The sequence below is a fragment of the Campylobacter sp. RM9331 genome (assembly GCF_020137685.1).
Taxonomy (GTDB): domain Bacteria; phylum Campylobacterota; class Campylobacteria; order Campylobacterales; family Campylobacteraceae; genus Campylobacter_E.
In genome coordinates, this window is sequence record NZ_JACGBA010000003.1 from 64613 (window position 1) to 87516 (window position 22904).

35 protein-coding genes, 1 tRNA gene and 1 pseudogene are annotated in these 22904 nt (G+C 25.4%); 17 read left to right on the forward strand and 20 right to left on the reverse strand.

Annotated features, from left to right (window positions below):
* Positions 1–55: 55 nt before the first annotated feature.
* Positions 56–952: a GGDEF domain-containing protein gene (locus AVBRAN9331_RS02065; protein ID WP_336612316.1), complete on the reverse strand. Its 897-nt coding sequence runs from the start codon at positions 950–952 to the stop codon at positions 56–58.
* Between the two features lie 200 nt (positions 953–1152).
* Between AVBRAN9331_RS02065 and fliQ the strand changes: the two genes are divergently transcribed.
* Both fliQ and AVBRAN9331_RS02075 read left to right on the forward strand, forming a co-directional pair.
* The gene (gene fliQ / locus AVBRAN9331_RS02070; RefSeq protein ID WP_214116269.1) at positions 1153–1419 is read left to right on the forward strand and encodes a flagellar biosynthesis protein FliQ; all 267 of its coding nucleotides are present in this window, start codon (positions 1153–1155) and stop codon (positions 1417–1419) included.
* Complete coding sequence (locus AVBRAN9331_RS02075) at positions 1416–1838, forward strand: Sua5 YciO YrdC YwlC family protein (RefSeq protein WP_214116267.1); 423 nt, start codon at positions 1416–1418, stop codon at positions 1836–1838. The genes fliQ and AVBRAN9331_RS02075 overlap by 4 nt, the downstream gene beginning before the upstream one ends.
* Position 1839: 1 nt before the next feature.
* On the opposite strand, the gene AVBRAN9331_RS02080 is transcribed toward AVBRAN9331_RS02075, so the two are convergent.
* The 6 genes from AVBRAN9331_RS02080 to AVBRAN9331_RS02105 are packed head-to-tail and all read right to left on the reverse strand — an operon-like array spanning position 1840 to position 5501.
* Entirely contained in the window at positions 1840–2667 is an 828-nt protein-coding gene (locus AVBRAN9331_RS02080) for a 4-(cytidine 5'-diphospho)-2-C-methyl-D-erythritol kinase (RefSeq protein WP_336612317.1), read from the reverse strand.
* Positions 2667–2909 (reverse strand): carbon storage regulator CsrA, encoded by a 243-nt coding sequence (gene csrA / locus AVBRAN9331_RS02085; RefSeq protein ID WP_214116264.1) that lies wholly within the window; start codon positions 2907–2909, stop codon positions 2667–2669. The genes AVBRAN9331_RS02080 and csrA overlap by 1 nt, the downstream gene beginning before the upstream one ends.
* The gene (gene truB, locus AVBRAN9331_RS02090) at positions 2903–3700 is read right to left on the reverse strand and encodes a tRNA pseudouridine(55) synthase TruB (protein WP_336612318.1); all 798 of its coding nucleotides are present in this window, start codon (positions 3698–3700) and stop codon (positions 2903–2905) included. The genes csrA and truB overlap by 7 nt, the downstream gene beginning before the upstream one ends.
* Positions 3700–4098 carry an META domain-containing protein gene (locus AVBRAN9331_RS02095; protein WP_336612319.1) on the reverse strand — a complete coding sequence of 133 codons (399 nt, stop codon included), beginning with the start codon at positions 4096–4098 and terminating at the stop codon, positions 3700–3702. The genes truB and AVBRAN9331_RS02095 overlap by 1 nt, the downstream gene beginning before the upstream one ends.
* A complete protein-coding gene (locus AVBRAN9331_RS02100; protein WP_239803169.1) occupies positions 4095–4652 on the reverse strand; it encodes a TlpA family protein disulfide reductase in 558 nt (185 codons plus the stop codon). The genes AVBRAN9331_RS02095 and AVBRAN9331_RS02100 overlap by 4 nt, the downstream gene beginning before the upstream one ends.
* Before the next feature lie 9 nt (positions 4653–4661).
* Positions 4662–5501 carry a hypothetical protein gene (locus tag AVBRAN9331_RS02105; protein WP_336612320.1) on the reverse strand — a complete coding sequence of 280 codons (840 nt, stop codon included), beginning with the start codon at positions 5499–5501 and terminating at the stop codon, positions 4662–4664.
* Positions 5502–5576: 75 nt separating this feature from the next.
* Between AVBRAN9331_RS02105 and AVBRAN9331_RS09845 the strand changes: the two are divergent.
* A pseudogene (locus AVBRAN9331_RS09845) lies at positions 5577–6350 on the forward strand (nitrate- and nitrite sensing domain-containing protein); the annotation flags it as partial.
* A 648-nt stretch (positions 6351–6998) separates the two neighbouring features.
* Entirely contained in the window at positions 6999–7523 is a 525-nt protein-coding gene (locus tag AVBRAN9331_RS09850; protein ID WP_442862289.1) for a methyl-accepting chemotaxis protein, read from the forward strand.
* 39 nt (positions 7524–7562) lie between these two features.
* On the opposite strand, the gene AVBRAN9331_RS02115 is transcribed toward AVBRAN9331_RS09850, so the two are convergent.
* Positions 7563–9752 carry a molybdopterin-dependent oxidoreductase gene (locus AVBRAN9331_RS02115; protein ID WP_336612322.1) on the reverse strand — a complete coding sequence of 730 codons (2190 nt, stop codon included), beginning with the start codon at positions 9750–9752 and terminating at the stop codon, positions 7563–7565.
* Positions 9753–9817: 65 nt separating this feature from the next.
* Here AVBRAN9331_RS02115 and AVBRAN9331_RS02120 point away from each other — a divergent pair, with 65 nt between their 5' ends.
* The 4 genes from AVBRAN9331_RS02120 to AVBRAN9331_RS02135 all read left to right on the forward strand — a co-directional run bounded on the left by AVBRAN9331_RS02120 (position 9818) and on the right by AVBRAN9331_RS02135 (position 11280).
* A complete protein-coding gene (locus AVBRAN9331_RS02120) occupies positions 9818–10366 on the forward strand; it encodes a biotin transporter BioY (RefSeq protein ID WP_214116243.1) in 549 nt (182 codons plus the stop codon).
* 148 nt (positions 10367–10514) lie between these two features.
* Positions 10515–10589 (forward strand) — tRNA-Asn (locus AVBRAN9331_RS02125).
* 75 nt (positions 10590–10664) lie between these two features.
* A complete protein-coding gene (locus AVBRAN9331_RS02130) occupies positions 10665–10880 on the forward strand; it encodes a hypothetical protein (RefSeq protein ID WP_239803173.1) in 216 nt (71 codons plus the stop codon).
* 10 nt (positions 10881–10890) lie between these two features.
* Positions 10891–11280, forward strand: coding sequence for a hypothetical protein (locus tag AVBRAN9331_RS02135; protein ID WP_239803174.1), 390 nt, complete (start codon positions 10891–10893; stop codon positions 11278–11280).
* 397 nt (positions 11281–11677) lie between these two features.
* Here the strand turns inward: AVBRAN9331_RS02135 and AVBRAN9331_RS02140 are convergent, their stop codons facing one another.
* The 5 genes from AVBRAN9331_RS02140 to AVBRAN9331_RS02160 are packed head-to-tail and all read right to left on the reverse strand — an operon-like array spanning position 11678 to position 13771.
* On the reverse strand, positions 11678–12037 hold the full coding sequence (locus AVBRAN9331_RS02140; RefSeq protein ID WP_336612323.1) for a hypothetical protein: 360 nt from the start codon (positions 12035–12037) through the stop codon (positions 11678–11680).
* Complete coding sequence (locus AVBRAN9331_RS02145; protein ID WP_336612324.1) at positions 12003–12236, reverse strand: hypothetical protein; 234 nt, start codon at positions 12234–12236, stop codon at positions 12003–12005. Before AVBRAN9331_RS02145 ends, AVBRAN9331_RS02140 begins: the two co-directional genes overlap by 35 nt.
* A gap of 44 nt (positions 12237–12280) precedes the next feature.
* Complete coding sequence (locus AVBRAN9331_RS02150) at positions 12281–12871, reverse strand: hypothetical protein (RefSeq protein ID WP_239803176.1); 591 nt, start codon at positions 12869–12871, stop codon at positions 12281–12283.
* Between the two features lie 11 nt (positions 12872–12882).
* The gene (locus tag AVBRAN9331_RS02155) at positions 12883–13551 is read right to left on the reverse strand and encodes a hypothetical protein (protein WP_239803177.1); all 669 of its coding nucleotides are present in this window, start codon (positions 13549–13551) and stop codon (positions 12883–12885) included.
* On the reverse strand, positions 13541–13771 hold the full coding sequence (locus tag AVBRAN9331_RS02160; protein ID WP_239803178.1) for a hypothetical protein: 231 nt from the start codon (positions 13769–13771) through the stop codon (positions 13541–13543). The genes AVBRAN9331_RS02155 and AVBRAN9331_RS02160 overlap by 11 nt, the downstream gene beginning before the upstream one ends.
* 261 nt (positions 13772–14032) lie before the next feature.
* On the opposite strand from AVBRAN9331_RS02160, the gene AVBRAN9331_RS02165 reads away from it, so the two are divergent.
* The 9 genes from AVBRAN9331_RS02165 (at position 14033) to AVBRAN9331_RS02205 (ending at position 18702) form a co-directional block, all read left to right on the forward strand.
* Complete coding sequence (locus tag AVBRAN9331_RS02165; RefSeq protein ID WP_239803179.1) at positions 14033–14719, forward strand: hypothetical protein; 687 nt, start codon at positions 14033–14035, stop codon at positions 14717–14719.
* A 9-nt stretch (positions 14720–14728) separates the two neighbouring features.
* A complete protein-coding gene (gene mobC / locus AVBRAN9331_RS02170; protein ID WP_239803180.1) occupies positions 14729–15271 on the forward strand; it encodes a plasmid mobilization relaxosome protein MobC in 543 nt (180 codons plus the stop codon).
* Complete coding sequence (mobP1, locus tag AVBRAN9331_RS02175; RefSeq protein ID WP_239803181.1) at positions 15264–16418, forward strand: MobP1 family relaxase; 1155 nt, start codon at positions 15264–15266, stop codon at positions 16416–16418. Before mobC ends, mobP1 begins: the two co-directional genes overlap by 8 nt.
* Before the next feature lie 29 nt (positions 16419–16447).
* On the forward strand, positions 16448–16945 hold the full coding sequence (locus AVBRAN9331_RS02180) for a hypothetical protein (RefSeq protein ID WP_239803182.1): 498 nt from the start codon (positions 16448–16450) through the stop codon (positions 16943–16945).
* On the forward strand, positions 16939–17307 hold the full coding sequence (locus AVBRAN9331_RS02185) for a hypothetical protein (protein WP_239803183.1): 369 nt from the start codon (positions 16939–16941) through the stop codon (positions 17305–17307). The genes AVBRAN9331_RS02180 and AVBRAN9331_RS02185 overlap by 7 nt, the downstream gene beginning before the upstream one ends.
* Complete coding sequence (locus AVBRAN9331_RS02190; RefSeq protein WP_239803184.1) at positions 17304–17714, forward strand: hypothetical protein; 411 nt, start codon at positions 17304–17306, stop codon at positions 17712–17714. Before AVBRAN9331_RS02185 ends, AVBRAN9331_RS02190 begins: the two co-directional genes overlap by 4 nt.
* Positions 17714–17941, forward strand: coding sequence for a hypothetical protein (locus AVBRAN9331_RS02195; RefSeq protein ID WP_239803185.1), 228 nt, complete (start codon positions 17714–17716; stop codon positions 17939–17941). Before AVBRAN9331_RS02190 ends, AVBRAN9331_RS02195 begins: the two co-directional genes overlap by 1 nt.
* Complete coding sequence (locus tag AVBRAN9331_RS02200; protein ID WP_239803186.1) at positions 17934–18311, forward strand: hypothetical protein; 378 nt, start codon at positions 17934–17936, stop codon at positions 18309–18311. Before AVBRAN9331_RS02195 ends, AVBRAN9331_RS02200 begins: the two co-directional genes overlap by 8 nt.
* An 88-nt stretch (positions 18312–18399) precedes the next feature.
* Positions 18400–18702 (forward strand): hypothetical protein, encoded by a 303-nt coding sequence (locus AVBRAN9331_RS02205; protein ID WP_239803187.1) that lies wholly within the window; start codon positions 18400–18402, stop codon positions 18700–18702.
* A 6-nt stretch (positions 18703–18708) separates the two neighbouring features.
* On the opposite strand, the gene AVBRAN9331_RS02210 is transcribed toward AVBRAN9331_RS02205, so the two are convergent.
* The 7 genes from AVBRAN9331_RS02210 to AVBRAN9331_RS02240 form a co-directional block, all read right to left on the reverse strand.
* Positions 18709–19731 (reverse strand): ArdC family protein, encoded by a 1023-nt coding sequence (locus AVBRAN9331_RS02210; RefSeq protein ID WP_336606991.1) that lies wholly within the window; start codon positions 19729–19731, stop codon positions 18709–18711.
* A complete protein-coding gene (locus AVBRAN9331_RS02215) occupies positions 19724–19858 on the reverse strand; it encodes a hypothetical protein (protein ID WP_275591983.1) in 135 nt (44 codons plus the stop codon). Before AVBRAN9331_RS02215 ends, AVBRAN9331_RS02210 begins: the two co-directional genes overlap by 8 nt.
* Positions 19858–20853: a toprim domain-containing protein gene (locus AVBRAN9331_RS02220; RefSeq protein WP_239803190.1), complete on the reverse strand. Its 996-nt coding sequence runs from the start codon at positions 20851–20853 to the stop codon at positions 19858–19860. The genes AVBRAN9331_RS02215 and AVBRAN9331_RS02220 overlap by 1 nt, the downstream gene beginning before the upstream one ends.
* Positions 20854–20863: 10 nt before the next feature.
* Entirely contained in the window at positions 20864–21328 is a 465-nt protein-coding gene (locus tag AVBRAN9331_RS02225) for a lytic transglycosylase domain-containing protein (RefSeq protein ID WP_239803191.1), read from the reverse strand.
* Entirely contained in the window at positions 21315–21767 is a 453-nt protein-coding gene (locus AVBRAN9331_RS02230; protein WP_239803192.1) for a hypothetical protein, read from the reverse strand. The genes AVBRAN9331_RS02225 and AVBRAN9331_RS02230 overlap by 14 nt, the downstream gene beginning before the upstream one ends.
* A gap of 184 nt (positions 21768–21951) precedes the next feature.
* On the reverse strand, positions 21952–22605 hold the full coding sequence (locus tag AVBRAN9331_RS02235; protein ID WP_239803193.1) for a zeta toxin family protein: 654 nt from the start codon (positions 22603–22605) through the stop codon (positions 21952–21954).
* A complete protein-coding gene (locus AVBRAN9331_RS02240) occupies positions 22602–22886 on the reverse strand; it encodes a hypothetical protein (RefSeq protein WP_239803194.1) in 285 nt (94 codons plus the stop codon). The genes AVBRAN9331_RS02235 and AVBRAN9331_RS02240 overlap by 4 nt, the downstream gene beginning before the upstream one ends.
* Between the last annotated feature and the right edge of the window lie 18 nt (positions 22887–22904).

The window sequence follows — 22904 nt, forward strand, 5'->3', positions numbered from 1 at the left end:
AATAAAGACAGAATTATATATTTTTTTTCTTAAATTAAACTTAATTATAAAAAAATTATGAAACTTGTATATTTACACAATTTTTGCCGCTTTTTTTACCAAAATATAATTCTTGATCGGCAATTTTAAAATAATGCTCAAAACTATCTTTACAAGGATTTTTAATAAAAATACCACCAATTGTTATAGTTGGTTGTATGTTATATTTTTTCAATTCTTGTTTTGAAACTGAATTTTTTACTACATTCATATAGTATTCTGCTTCTTGATTGTTTTTTACATTTAATTTCACTACAAATTCTTCGCCACCCCATCTAGAAACAACGCCTTTAAGCCCTAACATTTCATACTGAATTGCTGATGCTACACTTTTTAAAACTATATCGCCTATATCATGACCATAAGTATCATTAATTCTTTTGAAATTATCTATATCACAAACAGCTATTAAAATTGATTCATCTTTATTAAAGTTAGGAATTATCTTTTCTTCAAAATACTTTCTATTAAAAAGACCTGTTAGAAAATCTCTATAAACCAAATAAGTTAAGTCGGATAATTTTTTATTTGAAGTAACCGTTGCAAGACCACCATAAATTAACATAAATACCGAACTTGAAAATGTATTAATATAGAAAAACAAATCTTGACTATTACTATATTCACCTACTAAATAATGTCTAAAATAATATAAACCATATATGCTAAAAAGCAAAAATAAACTTACTGATATTCTATAAAGCCACTTGCTAAAAAATGTAAATTGCAAGAAAAATAAGCACATCATAATAGTGCTAAATCCACTTTCAAACCCTAAATAATAAGAACCCATAATTTGGTGTAAAAATATTTCGGCAAATGCTACAAAAAACGCTGCTGTTATTTTGTCTTTTAAATAAAAGCAAATTGCTACAAAATAACTCGTTATTGAGTAAATATTAAAAATAGCCATAGGAAAAATACCATTAATTAAAAACAAAAAACAATAAACACAATGTGTAATAAATATAGAAACAAGTAGCCAAAGGTTTATGTCTATTTCTTTTAATAATTTAATAAAATCGTTTCTAATGGGTATTCCTTGTTTTTTAATAATAAATAGTTAAGTAATTTTGCCTAAAATTGTTTAACACTTTGATGATAAGGATTAATATGGAAAGCACTTTAGTTGCACTTGGGGTATCAACTTTTAAAATAGCACTTTTATTATCACTTCCGATGCTCTTAGCTGGACTTATTGCAGGACTTTTAATAAGTATATTTCAAGCGACTACGCAAATTAACGAAATGACTTTAAGTTTTGTGCCAAAAATCATTTTAGTTGTTGTAATAATAATATTCTTAATGCCTTGGATGATGAATCAAATGATAGATTTTACAACTATGATATTAAATAAAATTCCAAGTTTTGTTAAATGATTTATCTAGCACAAACCGATACTACAGCTGGATTTTTAAGTAAAGATTATAAAGAAATTAATTTAGCTAAAAAAAGAGAAATCAATAAACCTTGCATAATCACAAGCACATATCTAACTAGCCTTAAAAACCTTGCAAGAGTTCCAAATAAATTTAAAAATCAAGTAAGAAAAGCTAAAAAAACAACCTTTATATATAAAAACCAAATATCATTTAGGCTAGTAAATGATAATAAACATAGTTTATTTTTAAAGAATTTTAAATATTTATACTCAAGTAGTGCAAATTTGCACGGGTATGAATTTGATATAAATTATGCAAAAAATATAGCTAATGTGATTGTGGATTTGGATTTAGCTCAAAAAAGTTCATCAAAAATGTTTAAAATAAACAATTCTAAACTAAAACAAATTAGATAAATTATGATTTAAGTTTAAAAAAACTACCCCCACTACCACTTAAAAATAAGCCCTTATTAGCATAGTCTAAAGTGATAGAATATAAAGCATTGCAAGGTTTTAGCAAATCGTTTAAATCATAATTTGTAAAATTATTTAAAAGCTCTTTTGTCTTTAATTTACTTAATTCATCATTTGCATAATATTTTGGCTCTTTTGCAAATTCACTAAAAACATCTTTTGTGCTACAAGGTGTGCTAAATTCTAATGAAAAATCGCATAAATCATCGCTAAAATCATCAATTATCTCACCATATCCACTAACATTAGCACTCTTTAACCCACTTTCAAAAAAGCTCACATCAGCCCCACTAAGCCTAGCAATTGCTTTAGTATCAAAAGGCTTTATATCATTTAATAGTTTTATAAAACAAGCAGCATTAGAACTAGCACCGCCAAGTCCTGCAAAAGTAGGGATATTTTTGTGTAAAACTAAAGCAAAATTATTTTGAAATTCTTGTTTTAAATTCTCATCAATCAGACTTAAAACTTTTGAAAAAATATCGCTTTTAGAATAAAAATTACTTACTAAATTATCATTTATCAAATAAAATTTATCCATCAAAACATCTTGTTTAAACTCATTTTCATAAGTAATTCCATTGATTTTTAATAAAGAATTTAAATTAGGAATTAAAGTTTTATCCAAATTCCTAGCTTCGCTTTTAGGTATAAAATAAAGCTCATCATATAAATTATCAATTCTATAAAATCTTGAAATTAATTGATGATAATTATCTTTTTTGCCTGTAATTTTTAAAAAGATATTAATCTTTGCAAAAGCTTTCATTATTTATCTTTTTTATACATTGAAAGTGAGCTTACTAAACTATCTAGCAATTCACTTGAAGATGCAGCTGATTGGATATTTTCATCTTTTATAGAATCTACTAATTCATCTCTTAAAATTAAAGTTTGTTTAGGAGCTTCTATACCGATTTTTACCGAATCACCCTTTATTTCAAAAATCTTAATTTTAATCCCACCATCAATAACTATTCCTTCGCCTGCATTTCTTGATACTACTAACATTTTTCCACCTTATTTAAAATATATTCTATTTTTTCATCTAATCTAATAATGCTAAAACAATCTCCTAAATCTATTTTATAGGTTTTATAATCTTGTTTTTTAAAATCATTTAAGCTTAATTTTTTGCCTAATAGCAAGTCGTTTATATCGCCTAAATAAAAATTTTCTTCTAAATCAACACTTCCAAAAGCATCATAATTTATAAAATCTTTAAAGCCGCCTTCACTAAGTCTTCTTAAAGCACTCAAAGTCCCTTTTACGCCTAATTCATCGCAAATTAGCTTAGCGTATGAACGAACATAAGTGCCTTTGCTAGCACTTAATCTAAAACTAATAAAAGGGAAATTATAATGCAAAAACTCCGCTTTTACACTCATTACACACTCATTTAGCTCAACCTTTTCGCCATTTCTAGCTAACTCATACGCTCTTTTGCCATTGATTTTTTTAGCACAAAATATAGGCGGAGTGTAAGTTATATCTCCTTGATACTTAGCAAAAGCTTGCATAATTTGCTCTAAACTAGGCTCTTTAACACTACAAAAGCTTATGTTTTCATTATCCAAGCTAGGGCTAATTGCACCAAGCCAAATCGTTGCTTCATAGACTTTTGGCTCAAGATTTAAAAAGCGAAATAATTTTGCGTGTTTTTTATCAGCACAGAGTAATGCCCCACTAGCAAATGGGTCAAGTGTGCCTGAATATCCTAGTTTTAGCCCTAATTTTTTACCTAATTTTAAAGCGTAAGAATTAGAGCTAATATTAATTGGTTTGTTTGCTAGAAAAATCATTATTCAAAAATAATTTTTACTTTATCGTTTTCTAAGCCATTTTCTATTATTTGCATACTTGTAAGACTACTAGCAACTGCGTTTTCTACTTCCATTACTTGATTAGGACACATCATTTTTGTGCTTGCTGGATTTTCATAATAAATATTATTATTTTCTTGTTTTATAGCACTAAAAATTCTATTGCAACCTACAAACATACCTAATTTATTATCTTCAATTATTAAAGACCAATTACTAGAATTGCTATATTCTTTATTTGTGTCTTTAACTATAATTTTTGATATTTTATATTCTTTATTTTCTAATTTTTTCACTTCTTTTGCTACCTCAACATTGTTAGTATTTACACAACCAAACAACACTAATATACTTAATAAGATTAAAGATTTTTTCATTTATTTTCCTTTGCTTTATTTATACTTTCTCTTAATAATCCTTCATCGGCTTTACCTAAAATAAAATACTCATTTCCTAATTTTTGATATTTACCATCTTTTAACATTACTTTAAAAGGTAATTGAACCTGAGTATTATATTTTATATCATCTGTTATTGCTTCTACTATCAAATCTGCTCTTTTATCATTTGTTAAAAAATAATACGCATTATAGTTCTTTGCAAATTCTTTTAATTTTTCATTATCAGCTTCTTCTGCATAAGATAATCCAACAAACACTAAATCATCTAAATGCTTTGATTGTATATCAAAAAGCATTGGAGCTTCGGCTCTACAAGGCTGACAAAAAGTCCCAAATATATCAATAATTAAAATTTTATTGCTATCAACCAAACTAAAGCCATTTTCTTCTCTTTTGATTTTTATTTCTTGATTATCCCAACTTTTTAAAGTTAATATATCTCCAGTTTTAATACTTGTAGTTTTAGCTTCATCGTTGCAAGCACTAAAAAATACAGCAATAAAACTAGCGACAAACAATAATTTTTTCATACCCACTCCTTAAAAACTTCTAATAAATACGCTATGCATAGGTTTTCCATCTTTATCAAGTTTATAATACTTAAATGCAATCTTGGTTCCTATGTTTAATGGTTTATTTATTTCGTTAATATTAAAACCACTGCCTATAGTAATAGTTGTAAGCTCGTTATTATTTAATTTTTCATCGGTAAATTTAGTAAGAGCTCTTAAAGCGTTAATCTTTTTCCATTGGCATTCATAATTAATTAGCTTACCTTCATTGTTTAAATTAGTTTTTGATATAACGCAATTGTCTTTATAAAATTTTCTAATTTGAACTATTTTATCTTGTCTTGGAACATCATAATTAGTGTTCTTTTTGTGTAAATATACGCCCTCTGATTCTTTTAATATAACTTCATTAAAAAAATCTACAAATTCATCTTCACTATTAAATTCATTCTGAACTACGAATGTAATATTTTTATTAGGGTGTTCTTTTAAATAATCTCTTAAATAATTTAATCTATCCTTTAAATCTCCCTTTTGATTAGGGACATCAACCACATAAAACTTAGCACATTTAAGCTTGTTTAACATAACATCATTAAAGGTATCATAATAATCTGTCCCACAAAATAAAAGACCTTTTATCTCAAAAGGTGGAAAATCCTTTGTAAAATCTTTGCTAATTTCATAAGTTTGATTATGATTATTATATAACTTTTTACCATCCCAGTTTGCACCCATACCATCAATATATTCGCTAATATAATAATCTCTTACATCAATACTTTTTAATTCATCAAAATCACTACCCTTAAATGAATTACCAAGTAAAGTTGAAAAAAACATACAAAAAATTAAAAAAAATTTCATCCGTTCTCCTAAAATTTATATAATTCTTTAAAAAACTTTAAAATAAAAATCTAAATCTATTAATTAAGGGGACTTATGATTTCTAAAATATCTATTTCTAAAAAACTTTTATTGCTTACAAGCACATTTTTAATTATATTATTAATTTATAATATTTTGCTAATTAAAAAGAGTTATGAAACATATAATTCTTCAATAATTGCTCAAGATAGCGTAAAAATCATATCAACAAATAGTGAAATAATTCATTTATTACAAGTAGAGCGTGGTCTTAGCGTAGGATTTTTAGCTGGTGCTAATAAGCAAGCACTAATAGAACATAGAAATAAATTTGTTTTAAATAATGAATTAAAAAATGAAGTTGATAATCTAAGAAATATGGTTGATAATAAAGCCAATAGAGCTATAGTATTACAAAATTATACCAATTTAATAAATCAACAAATCAAAAAAGTAAAAGATATTTCTCAAAGTCTTGATGAAAGCTATGCTAGTTTAAGCGATGCTCTTAATTTAGTATCTACTACTAAAGAAAGATATGGATTATTAAGAGGGACTTTAAACGGAGTATTTAATGCCAATACTATGGATATTAATACTTTTTCAAACATTAGCTATTTAAATACAAGCATTACTGGAAAATTACAAGAATTAAAAGAACTAAAGATTAATTTTATTGATGAATATTTAAAAAATCTTTCAAATCTTGAAAGCTATAAAAAACTTCAAGAATTTATATCAACTGCTATGAATAATAATATAAATGGTAATTTTAATATAAATGCAAATGAGTTTTTCCAAGTAGCTACTAATGTGATAGAAGATTATAAAAAATTAGAAAACGAAATAACAAATCAAATTCTAAATAAAGCAAATATAAATAAGTCTGAAGCTCAACAAGAAATAATTATTCAAATAATAATAGCCTTATTAGCACAGATTTTAAATATGTTTTTAGCCTATATAATATCTAAAAATATCATTAAAAATCTTAGTTTAATTAATACTGGTCTTAATAGCTTTTTTGATTTTTTAAGATATAAAAGCAATGATGTAGATAAAATAATCACAAATAATAAAGATGAATTTGGCAAAATGGCTATGCAAATAAATGCAACCGTATTAGAACTAAAGCAAAATTATGAAAAAGACCAAACCTGTATAAATGAAATTACAAATATTACAAATTCTATCAAACAAGGTAATTTAAATAATGAAATCACCAGCGAACCTTACAATCCAAAAATAAAAGAATTAAAAGAAATTCTAAAAGAAATGTTGCAAACTCTAAAACTAAAAATAGGAAAAGATATTAACCAAATTGATGAACTATTAAAAGAATACTCAAATATGAAATTTAAAAATAATATAAAAAACCCAATAGGAGAAATAGAAAATAGCCTAAATACCTTGCAACAAGAAATTAAAAATATGCTTTATTCTCAAGAAAATATAAGCAATACTTTAAAATCAAATTCTAATAATTTAAAAGAAAATATGAAGCTTTTATTAAATGGTAGCAAAAAGGCTAAAAACAACCTTGAAGAAAGTGCAGTAGCAATCAATCAAATGTCAAGCTCAATGACTGCAGTAGCTCAAAAAAGCCAAGAAATCATTCAACAAAGCGATAGCATAAAAAGCGTTATTGATGTTATTAGAGGCATTGCAGAAGATACAAATTTATTAGCCTTAAATGCTGCTATTGAAGCAGCGCGTGCAGGTGAGCATGGGCGTGGATTTAGCGTGGTTGCAAGTGAAGTTGGCAAATTAGCTAATAACACTAGCTCATCATTAAATCAAGTAGAAGCTAATGTAAAATTATTAGTCCAACAAATTCACGATATTGGTATGAGTATAGATGAGCAAACTCAAGCAATTAATCTAATCAATACAACCATAAACGAAATTGATGAGCTAAGTAAAGAAAATGATAATATTGCAAATGATACAAATAAAGCTGCAAATAGCGTAGATAGTCTAGCTAGCAATATTTTAGATGATTTAAACAAAAAAGAATTTTAATTATCCTAGTTTTTAGGATAATTAAAATAAGAATTTAAATTATAAATTCTTAATAATTTTCGGAGCTTTAAAGCAGTCTTTCTCCCAGTTTTTAGTGCCATTAAATTTTTCTATATCTACTTTACAAGTGTGAGCTGTGTTGCTATTTGATACCGCTGAACTTGGGCTTGAGCTTGTTAGCACATTTACATTTCCATTTAGGCACCTTTTACCATCAATTTGCCACCAAGCACCTTGAAAAATCAAAATATTATTAGGATTAATATCACAAATTATTCTAGCCCCCACTAAAATCTCGCCCCTATCATTAAAAACTCTTACAATATCTCCTTGCTTAATACCCTTTTTAATAGCTAAATCTTTATGCAAATAAACAGGCTCTAAATCATTTTCACTATCTCTTATATCGCTATTATGTAGTTGTGAATGAAGTCTATAAGGACTATGTGCAGAAGTTAAAAATAAAGGATATTTGCTTAAAAGCTCATCTTTTTGCTCGTATTTTGCGATATTGTTTTTTATACTTAAATTAATATTTTTTATGTTTTTAAATCTTGTAAAAGGCTCTAACTCGCTTAAGCCCTGCACTTTTTCATAAGATTTTTCTAAAAACTCATCAAACTCACTTAAAATTATTCCTTTTTTAAAATATCTTTCTTTAATATCTAAATAAGCTAATTTTACTAAGTCTAATTCATCTAAATCACGGCAAAATTCATAAGATTTATTAAATCTTTTTGCTATTTCTTTGCATATTTCAAAATCACTTTTTGTGTTATAAAAAGGCTCTTTTATAGGTTTTAGTGCAAAAATTATTTCTTTATTCGTGCTTTGCTCTATATCATAACGCTCCCCTTCAATAGCAATAGGCAAAACAATATCACTCATCTTAGCTTGAGCCGTCCAAAAAGGCTCAAGTGTGATAATGCACTCAAGATTATTTAAAGCCTTTAAACTCTCATTGCTATTTGGCTGATGGGTAAGGTATGAGCCACAAGCATTTATCATTAATTTTATATCAGGATAGATGATTTCTTCATCTTTATAAGTGCTTTTTGTATTAGGCCTTAATAAGCACTCGCTAAGTCTTGAGCTTGGGATATAATGATTTTTGCCTTTTATTTCGCCTAAAAGTGCATTTATATCGCTTAATTTTTCTGTATTTTTTGCACTCTCACCCTTGCAACCACTGCTTAAATTAAACTCAATCCCTAAACCATCTTTGCCTATATATCCGCACATAGCAGCTAAGCAAATTATTGCTAGGTAGTTAAATTCTCCGTTTAATTGTCTTTGAATTGACCTACCTAATAAAATATTACTAGGATTATTTTTAAGCTTTAAGGCTAGATTTTCTAAATCATTTTTGCTAATACCACAAATCTTACTAGCCCATTCTAAGTCCTTATTTACCCCGTCGTTTATACCTAGAAAATAGTCTTTAAATGTATCAAATCCTGTGGTTTTACTCTCTATAAATTCTTTATCATAAAGATTATTAGTATAAAGATAATTACACATTCCAATAGCCATCGCCATATCAGAATTTGAATTAGGAGTTAGAGTTGTTGCATTCATCATTTTTGCACTCTCATTAGCTCTAATATCTATAAAAATTACTTCAATATCTTTATTTTCAGCCATTTGTTTTAGATATTTTTCGTGTTCGTGCATAGGAATATCGTGAGCAATTTTACTCGTAATAATAGGATTAGCTCCCCAAAACACCACTACTTTAGCGTGTTTGATTATTTCTTTATAATCAGTTGCTCTTTCATAAACACAAGATGAGCTAAAAACATAAGGCATACTAGCTATTGCAGAGCCGGTTGAATAATCTCCTAACTCAAAGACCCCGCCACCAAGAGCATTGATAAGTCTATGAATTAGCATTCTACCCCAGCCAATTTTACCTACCCCACCCCATTCGTAACTTTCAGCGTAAATACTGCTAGAGCCATATTTTTCATAATATTTTTTAAGATTATTTGCAATTAATTCAAAGGCTTTATCCCAAGAAATCTCTATAAACTCATCATCTAATCTATCCTTAGAACCATCTAAAAATCCACGCCTAACGCAAGGATTTTTAATCCTTGAGCTATGATTTATTCTGCTTGTGTAATTATTAATCAAATCAGTCGGGGCTTCATCGTAAATAAAAGGCGTTATTTTATCATCTTCTAAATAAAACGCCCCTACTCTAGTGGCTATTAAATGTTTTTTCATAATTCTTCCTTTATAAATATTATTTTTAGTATATAATCATTTTTTAATTTTACAAAGGAGGGATTATGTTAGCAGCTTTAAAAAGTTTTTGCTTAAAGAAAAATACCGCAAGCAATACAGCTAAAGTATTACTAGCAAGTATTTTAATAGCATTTGCTGCTAATTTAAAAATAAGCATAGACATCATACCCTTTACTATGCAAACTATGGTGGTTTTAACTATATCTTATGCTTTAGGCTCAAGACTAGCTTTATTTAGTTTGATTTTATGGTTTTTAGAAGGTTTGTGTGGCTTTCCTGTATTTGCTAGCGGTGGTGGTTTGCACGCAATTTTAAGCCCTAGTGGTGGGTATATTTTTGGTTTGATTGCTATGGGTTATATTATGGGAAAAGCTAAAGACCATGATATAAACAATGTCTTTGCGTTAAGTTTATATGCTCTAGTAGCTACTGCGGTGCTTTATATTTGTGGCTTATTTATTTTAAGCTTTTATGTTCCTAAGGATAAAATACTTAGTATAGGGTTATATCCTTTCATAGTAACTGATATTGCAAAAGCATTTTGTGCTGCATTGCTTATAAATCCTGCTTATAAACTATTTAAAAACTTATAATTTATAAGTGCTTTTAAGTCAATAAATCATTTTGACTAAAAGCATTTTTTATTAAATTTCACATTTTTTTATATTTTTTTCAAAAAACTCTTGACAAACAAAATTTTCTTGGCTATTATTACGCTTTTACTTAACGATTACTACTTATTCCGGATTAGCTCAGCGGTAGAGTAGGCGGCTGTTAACCGCTTGGTCGTAGGTTCGAATCCTACATCCGGAGCCACTTTTTTATTTCCATTAGTTTTATTTATTTTGTCTTTAAGAAAAGATATTAGGTTAGTGAAAATTAGGAGCTTATATGAAAGATAATAATGTAAAACTTAAATCAATATATGATACTTCTATTGTTATAAAAAATAATGATCTTTTAGCAAAACAAATTTCTGATTACTTAAAAGAATATTTAAAAATTAAACGATTTGGAGGCAATGGTGGAAAATTTGCTTATATTGATGATGAAGGAAAATTTATTAAGCATATAGATATAAACGAGTTAAGCATTAAGGATCTGTAAAAGGAAAAATATGAAAGAAGAAAATAATAAACTTACACCGTTACATAAAGCCAACATAAGCGATATTAAGAAAAAATTACCCAAATTAAAACAAGCTTTAAAGAATGAAATAGAAACATATAACGAAGAAATGCGTTTTAAAATATTTGATGAAATCAAAGAAGTAATAATTATTGCATTACAATGTGGTAAAACATATAAAGAAATAATTGAATTACTAAAAAATAATTTAGAAGTTATGGTTACAGATAAACAGCTTGCAAGATATGTTAAAGAAGTATTAAAGTTAAAAAGAATAGGCACACAAGGCGGTAAATTAGCTAATATTGATTCTGATGGTAATTTCATAAATTATGTTGACATAGAAAATATAAATATAGATTTATTAGATGATAATTAAAATACTTTAATTGTCTGTTACTTGTCTGACACTAGTCTGACCACTAGTCTGCTCTATAAAATAGACTAGTCTGACTAGTCTGTATATTTTTTACATATAAAAATTATTAAAATTTAAAAAATAGCAAAAAAAGTAATGAATTTTAAGTATTTTTAACGCTTGTCTGACACTAGTCTGCTCTATAAAATAGACTAGTCCGTAATCTTATGCACTAGTCTGAATTTTATTAATACTTGTCTGGAATTTATATTAATTTATAATTTAAAATAGTTTATTTTAAATTATTTTAGTTTAGAATATATCTATAACATTTTTTTATTATGTTTTTAATTTTATTAATATTTTTTGGCTATAATAATTAATATATGGCAGATACTTCAGCCAAAAAACTGCCATATTATTTTAAACTTTTCTCGTATTTATTAATTTTTTTAAAAATCATTTTTTCTTTTAATACATTATGGCAAAAATAAGCACTACCAAAATGATTTCCCTTAGTCGTTTTTTCAAAATTTCTATTAGTGTGATAATCTATCCTTAAATCAAAAACTATTAGTTCTAACCCATATTTTAAAAATAAATCTACTCTAGCCTTACCTTGCAATGCATTTATTGGCATTAATAAGCAAAATGGTTTATTTAACTCGTAGCACTTTTTCAAGACTTTATCTTTTTTGCTATACGGTGGATTTGAAATAATAATATCGTAATGTTCTTTAGGTTCATAATAAAAAAAATCCCCCCCCCCTACTATCATCAATGTGAGAGTAGATTACCTTATTACCATTTTTTGTAAAAAGCTGAACGAATGCTGACCATTCCTTATCAAATGGACACCATATTGTTTTGCTTTTAGGAATAAATTCTAGTAATGGTTCTACTGCATAAAAAGGTGTATATACTTCATCACCAGATGGAGTTTTATCACAAGTTAAATATGCTTTATTAACTGCCATGCTTATATTTATATATTCTATTGTTTAAAAAGTAACATTGCATTTTACCAATTGATTACATCGTTTTTATTAGATATGTTAGTATTTTTAAACATTATGTTTTCAATAATTTCTGAGCTTTTAATTCTTAGTAAAATATAAATTCTGCTATAAAAAATAATGCAATTTATTAAATTCTCTTTTGTGATTTTATCATTTAATTCAAGTTTAAAAATATTATTATTTTTTATACATTCATATTCTGTTGCGTGTTCTGTTGCGTGTTTAACAATATTATCTATATCTAGTTTTTTTAACTCATTTAATGTAAAATCTTTTAATTCAAATTTACAAATATAAAGAAAAAAACCTATATTATTATATTTATCTGCTACATATTCTATTTTAGCATTCCACTTATCTAATTCATTAAAGCATAAAATACTTTCTGCATTAATAGAACAACCATAAGCTTCATAATTAAGTTCTAATCTATTTAATTCTAAAATATCAATCATATAATCAATACCACATTTGAAAAAATCAAAAACATTTTTTTTACTATCTTTTTTTGTGTCTAAAAAACAATTATCTTGTAGATGTTTTTTTAATTTTTCTATATAAAAATCAGCTTCTTTATTAATAATATAATTCATCTTTTTTCCTTTTATCTATGTATAGGTTTTGAAATGTCTTTTTGACTCTCTTTTACATTAGCAACTTTATTTTCTTTTATAATTTCTACAATGTTTTCTTTAAGTTTTTGTGTAGCCTGTGCTTCTTTTAACGAAATGGCTTGTTTGGAATTATCAATAACTTTTGCATTGCCATCTTTAAACATTTCAAAAAAATCTAAAGTAGCTTGATAAACTCCATTTAATTCTTCATCGTGTAAATTTATTGAGCGTAAATCATTAAATATATTTTTAAAATTTTCTTGTTTTTCAGGTTGTTTAAACTTACCACCTTCGCCAAATCTTTCTAACAATTCAAATACTTGTTTGTTTGTATTTTTGTCTGCAACTTCTTTATTTAAATTCGTATTTGATAAATTTATCAAGTGGTTTAAATCCTTACTAAATGCCCCAACGCCTAAAGGAGTATTTAGTTCTTGCTCTTTTCCATTGAGCTTTATTTTTAATTTTATAAACTCGTTGGGGAATTTTAAATTTTCTTTTGCACTGGCTTTAATAATATCATCTAACATAGCTAAAGATTGAAGCAATGCATTTTTTTCGTTATCTTTAAATTCTTTATTAGTTGAAAATATATCCTGTCTTTTTTTATCCATATCTTCAACTGATATTATTGTAATGCTTTCAAATTTATCTTTCATGCTCTTTCTCCTTTATAGATAAATCATTTATTATTTTTAAATCATATTTTTTACATAACTCATCAAATAAAGAATAGAATTCTTTTTCTTTTTCTAAAAGCATCATTGCTTGCTTACCTAATTCAAGAAAAAATTTATTTTCTAAATCTTTTTTCTTTTGCTTGGCATCTTTAAGTTTTTCTTCTAACGATGCAATAATTTGATCTTGTTTTGAATACATAATATCTCCTTGAATAATTTTATTTATTATATCACAAAATAATTATTATTTTAATAAAAAAATCTTTTTATTAATTAATTTATATCTTATAATTTTAATATTTTAATATTTCTATTTACTTAAAAAAGTTATTATTAATTTTAGAATAAAATAAGGTTAGGCAGGATAGACAAAGTATCCAAAAAGTGCCATACACTTTTTTTATACTATTGTCAAAACTGCTGTTAGCTCTTATATGTTATTAGCGTGAAAGGAATAGATATGGATAAAATTAAGAATGATATTTTAACTTTAGGAAGTGTTACTAAATTAGTTGAACATGAAGATTTTGAAAATTTTATAAATAAATTAAATAATGTTGATTTTAAAACTATTACACGTCGTATTTTACATAACCTTTCTTTTCATTTTAGATATGATGATTATACACAGCAAACCATAAATCATCCAGAGCAATTAATTCCATTATTATATAGTCATAGCAAACGCTTTGAAATTCGTTGCATTATCAGACAAAGTCTTTATAAAATAATGTCAAATTATTTTCCTAAAATAGATATTAAGTTATTAGATATTGAAACTATAAAAAATAATTTTTTAGAAGAACAAAAGAACTATAAAGACTATCATGCAGATTTAGTAACAAAAAATATAAGACCAAGATTCGATGATAAATATCGTTATGGTTTTAAAGTTAGAGTAACCGAAAACGAATTTTTTTATAATGCAAAAGATTGTGATAATTTAAATAAACTTGAATTTAAATTTCATCAAGATTTGGGTGTTCATTTAACTCTAGTGGATACTTCAAAATGTTATTCAATGGATATAGATACCGTTTCTAAAAATGTAAATATTTTAAGTCACCCAAAGTTAATTGCCGAAGAATTTGTATCTATGCTTGAAAAAATAAATAATAGTCAACCATATTTTAATTTTATATGCTAGTGGGAAAAAATGAGCTCTAAAAAAACTACAATTAGATTAAAAGATTATGCACTTGAATATTTAGATAAGTTAAAAGAAACTAAAGGAGTTTCATATACTCAAGTAATACATGAGCTTATACTAATATGTATTAAGGAGAATTATAAATTTTTAAAAGATGAAAATATTAAAGATGTGGAAACCAAGTATAAAGAGATTAGAATTTTCATAAGCAAAGATGAGTATGAAACATTAGAAAATTTTAGAAAAATACACGGCTTTAATTCAATAACTAAAGAAGCTAAATATTTAATATTATCATCTTTAAAAGATGAAAAATATATTAGCAAAAATCAATTTAATGAACTAATGAAAGCTATTGTAGAAATTAAAAAAATAGGTGTAAATATAAATCAAATTGCAAAAGTTTTAAATGAAAAAAGATTTGATAACTTTAGTCCTGACATGCAAAAATTTAATAAAATTGTAGAAGATACAAACAATGAAATTAAACTAACAATAAAGCAAATTGTATCAGACTATATGGCTTTAACAAAGAGATTAAATGGCTAAAAAAATATATTTAGAAGATGAAGAATTAAGAGCTAAAAAAGTATTTATTAAAAAAGAAAAAGTTGCAAAACTTCCTAAAAATTATAAAAAACGCACATTACATAAAACATATATTAATAGTAAAAAAAATACTGAAGTTATGATTAAAATAGCCAGTTCATGCTATGATGCAAAAAGCTTGAAACGGCATTTAAATTACATTTCAAGAAAAGAAAAGTTGGAATTATTTGATCAAGATAGCAATATATATAATAACAATAATGAAGCTATTGAAAATTTTTTAGCGTATGATGAATTTGAATATGATACAAGTAAAAATAAAAAGCAAATAAAGGAAACACACAATATCATATTTTCAATGAAAGATCATAAAAATGCACCAGTAGAAAAAATCAAAGAAGCTTTAACAAAGACTTTAAAAACTAAGTATCCTAATAATAGTTTTCTAGTAGCTATGCACAAAGATACAGATAATCCACATTGCCATGTTGTATTAAAAGTAAAAGATAATTTTGGTAAAAGACAACATATAAGAAAAAAGGATTTGCAAGATTTAAGAAAATTATTTGCACTAGAACTCAATGCTTTAAAAGTAGAAGCAACTGCAACAATAAAAACTAAAATTAATTTAACTCCTAAAGTGTATAAAGAAAAAGATAAATATATGAATTATCATGAAGTGGTAAGTTTCGGTGATGCATTATATGATTTTAAAGAAGATAATGAGCCAAGCTTTTATGTAAAAATGAAGGATAAAAATGATAAAGAATTTATATTGTGGGGCAAAGACTTAAAAGAAGTTGTAGATAACAATAATGTATGCGTAGGTGATAAATGCTATTTTGCTGTGACTGATCAATTAGAAGCAAAAGTGACAGCTAAGAAAAAATTACCTAATAAACAATTTCAATATTATGAATTAACCACTTATAAAAATATATGGGAAGTATCTATAAAAGATAAAAGCGAAAAGCATTTGCAACCTTTAAAGCAAAAGCAGAAATCTAAATATAAAATATTAACCAAAGATGAGTTTAAAACAGAGAGCCTTAAAAGTAATACACTAAATAAGCAAGATGAATTTCAAAATAAATTTAAGTTTAAAGATAAAACAAAATATAAAAATATAGAAAATATAGAAAAATAAAATATTTTAATACTTAATAAGGAGACAGTATGATTGTTTTTCTTACCAAATTGAAAAGAAAATTTTCAAAAGAAATTATAGAGAAAGAACCTAATGTGGTAGAAAATATTATTGAAGTTTTCGCAGATATTTGGAGTCTAACAGTAGTAATCGCAAGATGTAGCAACAATATAGTGCATGGTGAGTTTTTGAGTAGCTTTCCATTTGATAAATCTTTATCACCTAAGTTTATTCATTATATAATAAACTATACAAGAGATAGAAAGCTAAAAGAATTAAAAAATATATTACTTAGCTTAACTAAGAATACGCCTTTAGAAATTCTATATAGATCATTATATAAAACCTTTTTAAACTTGGAAAAACATAGTGAATCATATTTAACATATCCAAATCAAAATATAGATAAACAAGAGCTACAAAAAGCACTAAATAAAATTAAAAAAGATATTGATGATTTATCAGATCATATTCCATGCTCATATCACATAAAATTAGAATTTAACAAAAGGAGAAAACAATGTTGAATACATTTAAAACATTATTTACAGAAGTTTTGCCTTATGCATATCAAAGTAATGATTTTGCTTCAATTATATTTATATATTTAATACCTATTATGTATATGTTTTTGTTCTTCTATAAATGGTTTGTAATAGGTAGAACACTTAAAGAACAATGGGATGCTATGACAATATATACAAGCTTTATATTAATAATGACTCTCGGAGCGTATATAGCACAATACGCTGTAATTTTAGATTACAAAAATCTATACCCTGTAACTATTTTTATAGTGTTTTATGCAATTATATTTTTTACAGTATTAACATTATTTAATATATTAGGATTAATAATAATTAAATTGGAATTAAAAGAATTAATATGAAAATTATGCAAATAAAAAAAATCTTTGAGTATTTACCTATCATTATAATCGTATATTTAGTTTATATTTTTGCTAATGATTATATTAACAATAAATATGAAGATTATGTTTTTATAGATACCGATAACAATATAAAGATACATATAGTATCTAATCCTGTAATACAGATTCCAAAACATAATGAACTTTATAAAGAAAAAGAGCGTGGTCAAAAATTTTCATTGCAACACTTACTTAGAAGTGAGAAATTATATATTTGTGAATTTGGCTCTAATTCTAAATATAAAATAATAGATGATACTTATTGTATTAGAATGATTTTAAAGTATGGACAAACTAATTTTAAGAGTAAAATTTTAATTAATTTTATAAAAACTCAATATGAAGAAAAATTAAAGGAGTTATAATGCCAATATTTATTGCTATATCAGCTATGCTTTCAATTGTTGCGATTATATTGATAATTATTTTTATTTATGAATATTTTTTTGGGAGTTTTCCATTAATTAAAAAATATTATAAAATAAAATTTCATGAATTTTTATTACTTGATGAAGATGCTATTAAAGATTTAAGAGAAAGTGCTACAAGAAAATTATATAATGCAATAATCAATAGGAATAATAATGAATAAAATATATTTTAAATTTTTAAAATATATTAATTTAATTGATATTTTTGTTTTAATACTTTTGTTTCTAAGAAATTATTCTACAACTGATTATGAGGCAAAAATACATATAATTACTATTATTGTTTTTTTACTTGTTATAATTAATAATATTTATCATATTAAAAGAATAGGAATTAAGCGTAAAATTTTATTTATCTTATATACTGCTGGTATAAAATTATTTTCCTATCAATTAATTATAAGCCTTTTGCTAAGATTAGATGAAATTAAAGATTTTGAAAACATTATAATGTTTTTATTTTGGCTTTATTTAGGATATTTATTTTTAAATAGCTATGGATTTATACTAGAAGATAAAAAAGAAAATTAACAATATAATGCTTCCACCAACACACATTATCTTCTTTTTTATTTTTTTATGGTAGAATAAAATTAAACATAAAAAAAGGAATTTGTCTATGGAAGAATTGATATTTTTTGTAAAATTTTGTGAGTCAATCTTTGGTAACGATTATTCAACTCGCTTTGATGCATTAAACTATACATGTATTATTTTATTTATATTTTTCAGCATTTTTAGCAATACTAGATCTCTTTCTTTTATTGGGTCTGGTGGTTTATTGTTTTTAAATATATGTAATGCATTAACAGGGTATAGTTTGGCTCAAAATTCTGGTGCATACTTACTTGCATACTTTACAATCATGTTATCAGTTTATTTATTAGAAGAAAAATCAAATACTACAACAATTCATAGCTAAGTAGTTTTACTTAGCTATTTCAATATCGCTTCCTTTTGTTTTATTTAATACATTTTTTAATACATTATCCATAACATTTTTTGATATAGCATTTTCTTTTTTGATATTTTTATCAATACTAAAATCGCTAACATATTCAACTATTTTTAAAGCATCTTTTGTTGCTTGATATAATTCATTTGGATTATTGTTTATAATCTTTTTCCATGAATTAATATATGATAAATGTTCGCTAGGATCAAAATCAATATTTAATTTTTTACATAACATATAACTAGCAATTTCTGCTCTCAATTCTTCTCTTGCGTATTGCTCACTACCAAAACCACCTTCTAAATTTCTATTTAATCTATTTTTATGTCCTGTCCAATGACCTAATTCATGTAATGCTACACTATAATAACCCATTTCGTTTTTAAATTGCTGTTTTTCAGGTAATACTATTTTATCTAATGAAGGATTATAATATGCTCTATCGCCTAGTTTATGCTCAATAATAGCTCCTGAATTAGCCAATATTTTTTCTGCATTTTCAATTGATTTAAATTCAAAATTAGGATCTACTTTAAATTGTTTTCGTTCTGGCATATTTTCTATTTGCTCTGCATTAAATAAAGTATAATGCTTAACTATATATTTTTTATCATCATTTAAAGATATAAGTCCTTCTTCCATCTCTTTTTCTAAATCTGTTGTTTTAGGTTCAATAACACTAACAAACCTAATAGGAACGCCTTTCTCGCCTTTTTTAACAAAACCACCTAGATCTTTTGCTTGTTTAAAGGTTAGCCATCTAGGATCTTTATATCCCTTTTCAGCAGTAATTATCTCTAATAACAAAGCATTACAACCGTTATATTCTTGTTCTGTAATAGCATTATGTGGATTATTTTTTAGACCTGTTGCTTTCCATGGCTGTATCCATGGTGCAGTGTTATTTTCTAATGATTTTATAAGTGTATTTGTAAAATCTTCAATATATTGATGATTTTTATCAGCACTAGAGTTATTGAATTTTATATCACTCATTAATATCACCAGCACTTTCCAAAAAGTCAATAATACCTAATTTTTTAGCTTCTTCTTCACTATAAATTGCAACCACTTCTCCATCTTCTAATAAATCTATTTCTTGATTAAAATCTTTATTTTGCATTAATTTCCCCTATCTTTTGTTTTATCATTATGTTTTTTTTCATTTGTTATTTTCATAAAATCAGTAAAATCAAAACCTTTAGACAATTCAATTTTAAACTGCTTAGATACTTGCTCCCAATCAAAAATTTCTATCTTTTTGCAGGTATTTTTAAGTTGTTCTGCAAGTGCTTTTGCTCCATTCTTCCCAGCATCATCATAGTCATAACAAATAGTTATATTAGTATCTTTAAAAAGATGAATATATTTATCTTCTACTAAACTTGTAGCAGAACCAAGAGTGATCGCTCTAAATCCATTTGCAATTGCATTTAAACAATCTTTTTCTCCTTCAACAACCAAAATAGCTTTATTTAAATTAGTTCTATATTCATTAAGATCGTTTAAATTAAAAGGGCAACGCTTTTTACCTTTTGAAAACATTACTTTTGGTAACTGTATTAATTCTTTATTACTACCCACGAATGGCTTAGGACTAGGATTATATTTCCATAAAGTCATAGCCTTATTATCAAGATCACGAATAGGCATTATTAACCTATCTGATTCTTTAGAATATCCTATCTGATATTTTTTAGCTAATTCAATTCTTTTGTGATTATCAATATTTGGCAATGTTTGTTTTAAAAGTTCGCTATAACGAGTAAAATTTTCTTTTCTTTGCAATTCGTAATTAGATATATAATCTTCACTTATAGATAGCGATGAATGCTCCTTGTTTTCTTTAAAACTAGGTTCGCTTAGTGCATATTGTTTATTATTTACACCCATAAATTCATTTACTTTATCAAAAGCTTCCTTTTTAGAATAATTATGAAATTCACACAATAAATCAACACAAGAACCATACCAACCACTACCGAAATCTTTAATTCTGCCATTAAGATTGATTGAAGCACTTGCAGTTTTTTCATCTCTTAATTTAAATCTAAAATATCTATCAACTTCATAACCTAATTGAGTAAGTATGTATGCAGTATCTTCTCTAGTATTCATTTTACCCCCTTTATTTAATAATTGCATTAGTATTTTTATATACTATTTTTTGTTTTTTTCGCAATTTATTTAAAACCTTTATATTGTAATTGTTATTTGAAATTCTACCATTATAACAATTTAGACCTTTGTAATTAAATCCCCATTTTTTAAAACATTTGGCTAGATATGCACTTGCATATCGCACATTAATTTCTGGATCATACAAATCATTTAATGTTAAACCTAATTTTTTTAAATTTTCTTCATGTATAGAATTAACTTGCATCAAACCTATATCGTAAGTGCCATTGTCGTTTGCTTTATTTATCGCACTTGGATTAAAATTACTTTCAGTTTTTGCTATTGCCCACAAAAGCTGCGATGGAATCTTATGTATTTTAGAGTATTTAACAAATAACGCATCATAGGCATTTTCATTTGCAAAACAAATAAAAGGCAATAGTAAAATAAAAATTAATTTATTTTTTATCATCTTTTTTGAGATCTTTATACTCAAATTTACCTATATCTGTTTCTAATATTAATTTTTTTATAGGATAACAACCTGAAACGAAGTAAAATTTTTCCCCTTCTTTCAATTTAATTTCAATTTTTTTTCTTTCTATTATTGATTTGGTATTTTTCACACCTTTGTCTGTAAATTCTGTTGAATAGCCATATTTAATCATTTCATTACCGTTTTCCGATACATCCCAAAAATTATGCATATTTATAGGGATCTCTAATCCACATTTTCCATCTTCAGCAACAATAGAAGTAATAGTAGTATCAGTTTTTGCTTGAAAAAATAAACAATGTTTTATATATTTACTAACATATTCATGTCCGAAATTTGGTTTATTAATATCTTCTCCACAAGAGATAAAAAGTGTCGCTGTAGCTAATGCTACTAAAATTTTATATTTTTTCATTAAATTCTCCTTAAATAATATTTAAATTAATTTTAATTTAAAATAACTTTATATAACTTGAAATGATTGTTTTAAAAAATATTTTAATTAAAGGTATATTTTAACACACCCAATCGCTTCACTAACTTCTTCATTTGCAAAACAAATAATAGAAATCAATAAAGAAAAAAAATATTTTCCACATCTAAAGTTCTTTATTTATATCTTTATTTTTACCAATATCAGTCATTTTTTCAATATTTTTAATAGGCAAACATAAATTACCGTTTTCGTTAAATAATATATTAGAACACACATCACTAACCCATTTTTTCAATGGCGTATTCAAATCTATTAATTTTTGCTTATCCACTTCTAAACATTTAATTAATTTATTTGTTGAATTATCGTAAAGTTTTAAGTTATCAATAAGTGGCAGTGATTTTATTAAATTTAATCTACTTTCTTTATATCTTTTAATAATAAGATTAGTTTCAATATTATGCCCACCACGATTAACCCTTGCTTCAACTCTTTGTATATTAAGATTAGAGTTATCAAGCCCAATATATATCATTTTGACATTAAAACCATTGTTTTTAGCCTGTTTTATTCTATTTAAAACACTTTTACCTGAAAGCGTAGTTTCCATAGAAAAAGAAATTTTATTTTTAATACACGCATTAAATGTATTTATAGCCAACTTAGAGCCTAATGCATTATTGCCATTATTATCTTTAATAAATTTATCTGGATCTATATTTATTAAATTTAAAAATTCAATTTTATTTGCAAACCTATAAGTAGATTTCCCACTTCCATTTGCACCTGCCAAAAATAAAGCTATAGGTTTATTCATCTAACAATACCTTCGGCTTTTAAATAAATATTCATATTTTCGGTCATCTTTTCACTTTTATAAACATCAGCTTCTTTAGTTTTTCCTAATTCAATCAAGTTTTCATATTCAATATGATCTCTTAATGATTTTTCAGTAATTATTCCTTCATCATCGCTATCGTATGATTTATGCAAACCCATCTGTATCTTTTGATAAATATTCTCACTCATAGTATCTTTTAAGCTTTCAAGGTATTTTAATGCTTGTTCTTTATTTTCTAAAATTACAAAATCTGACATCTTATCTCCTTTCAATTA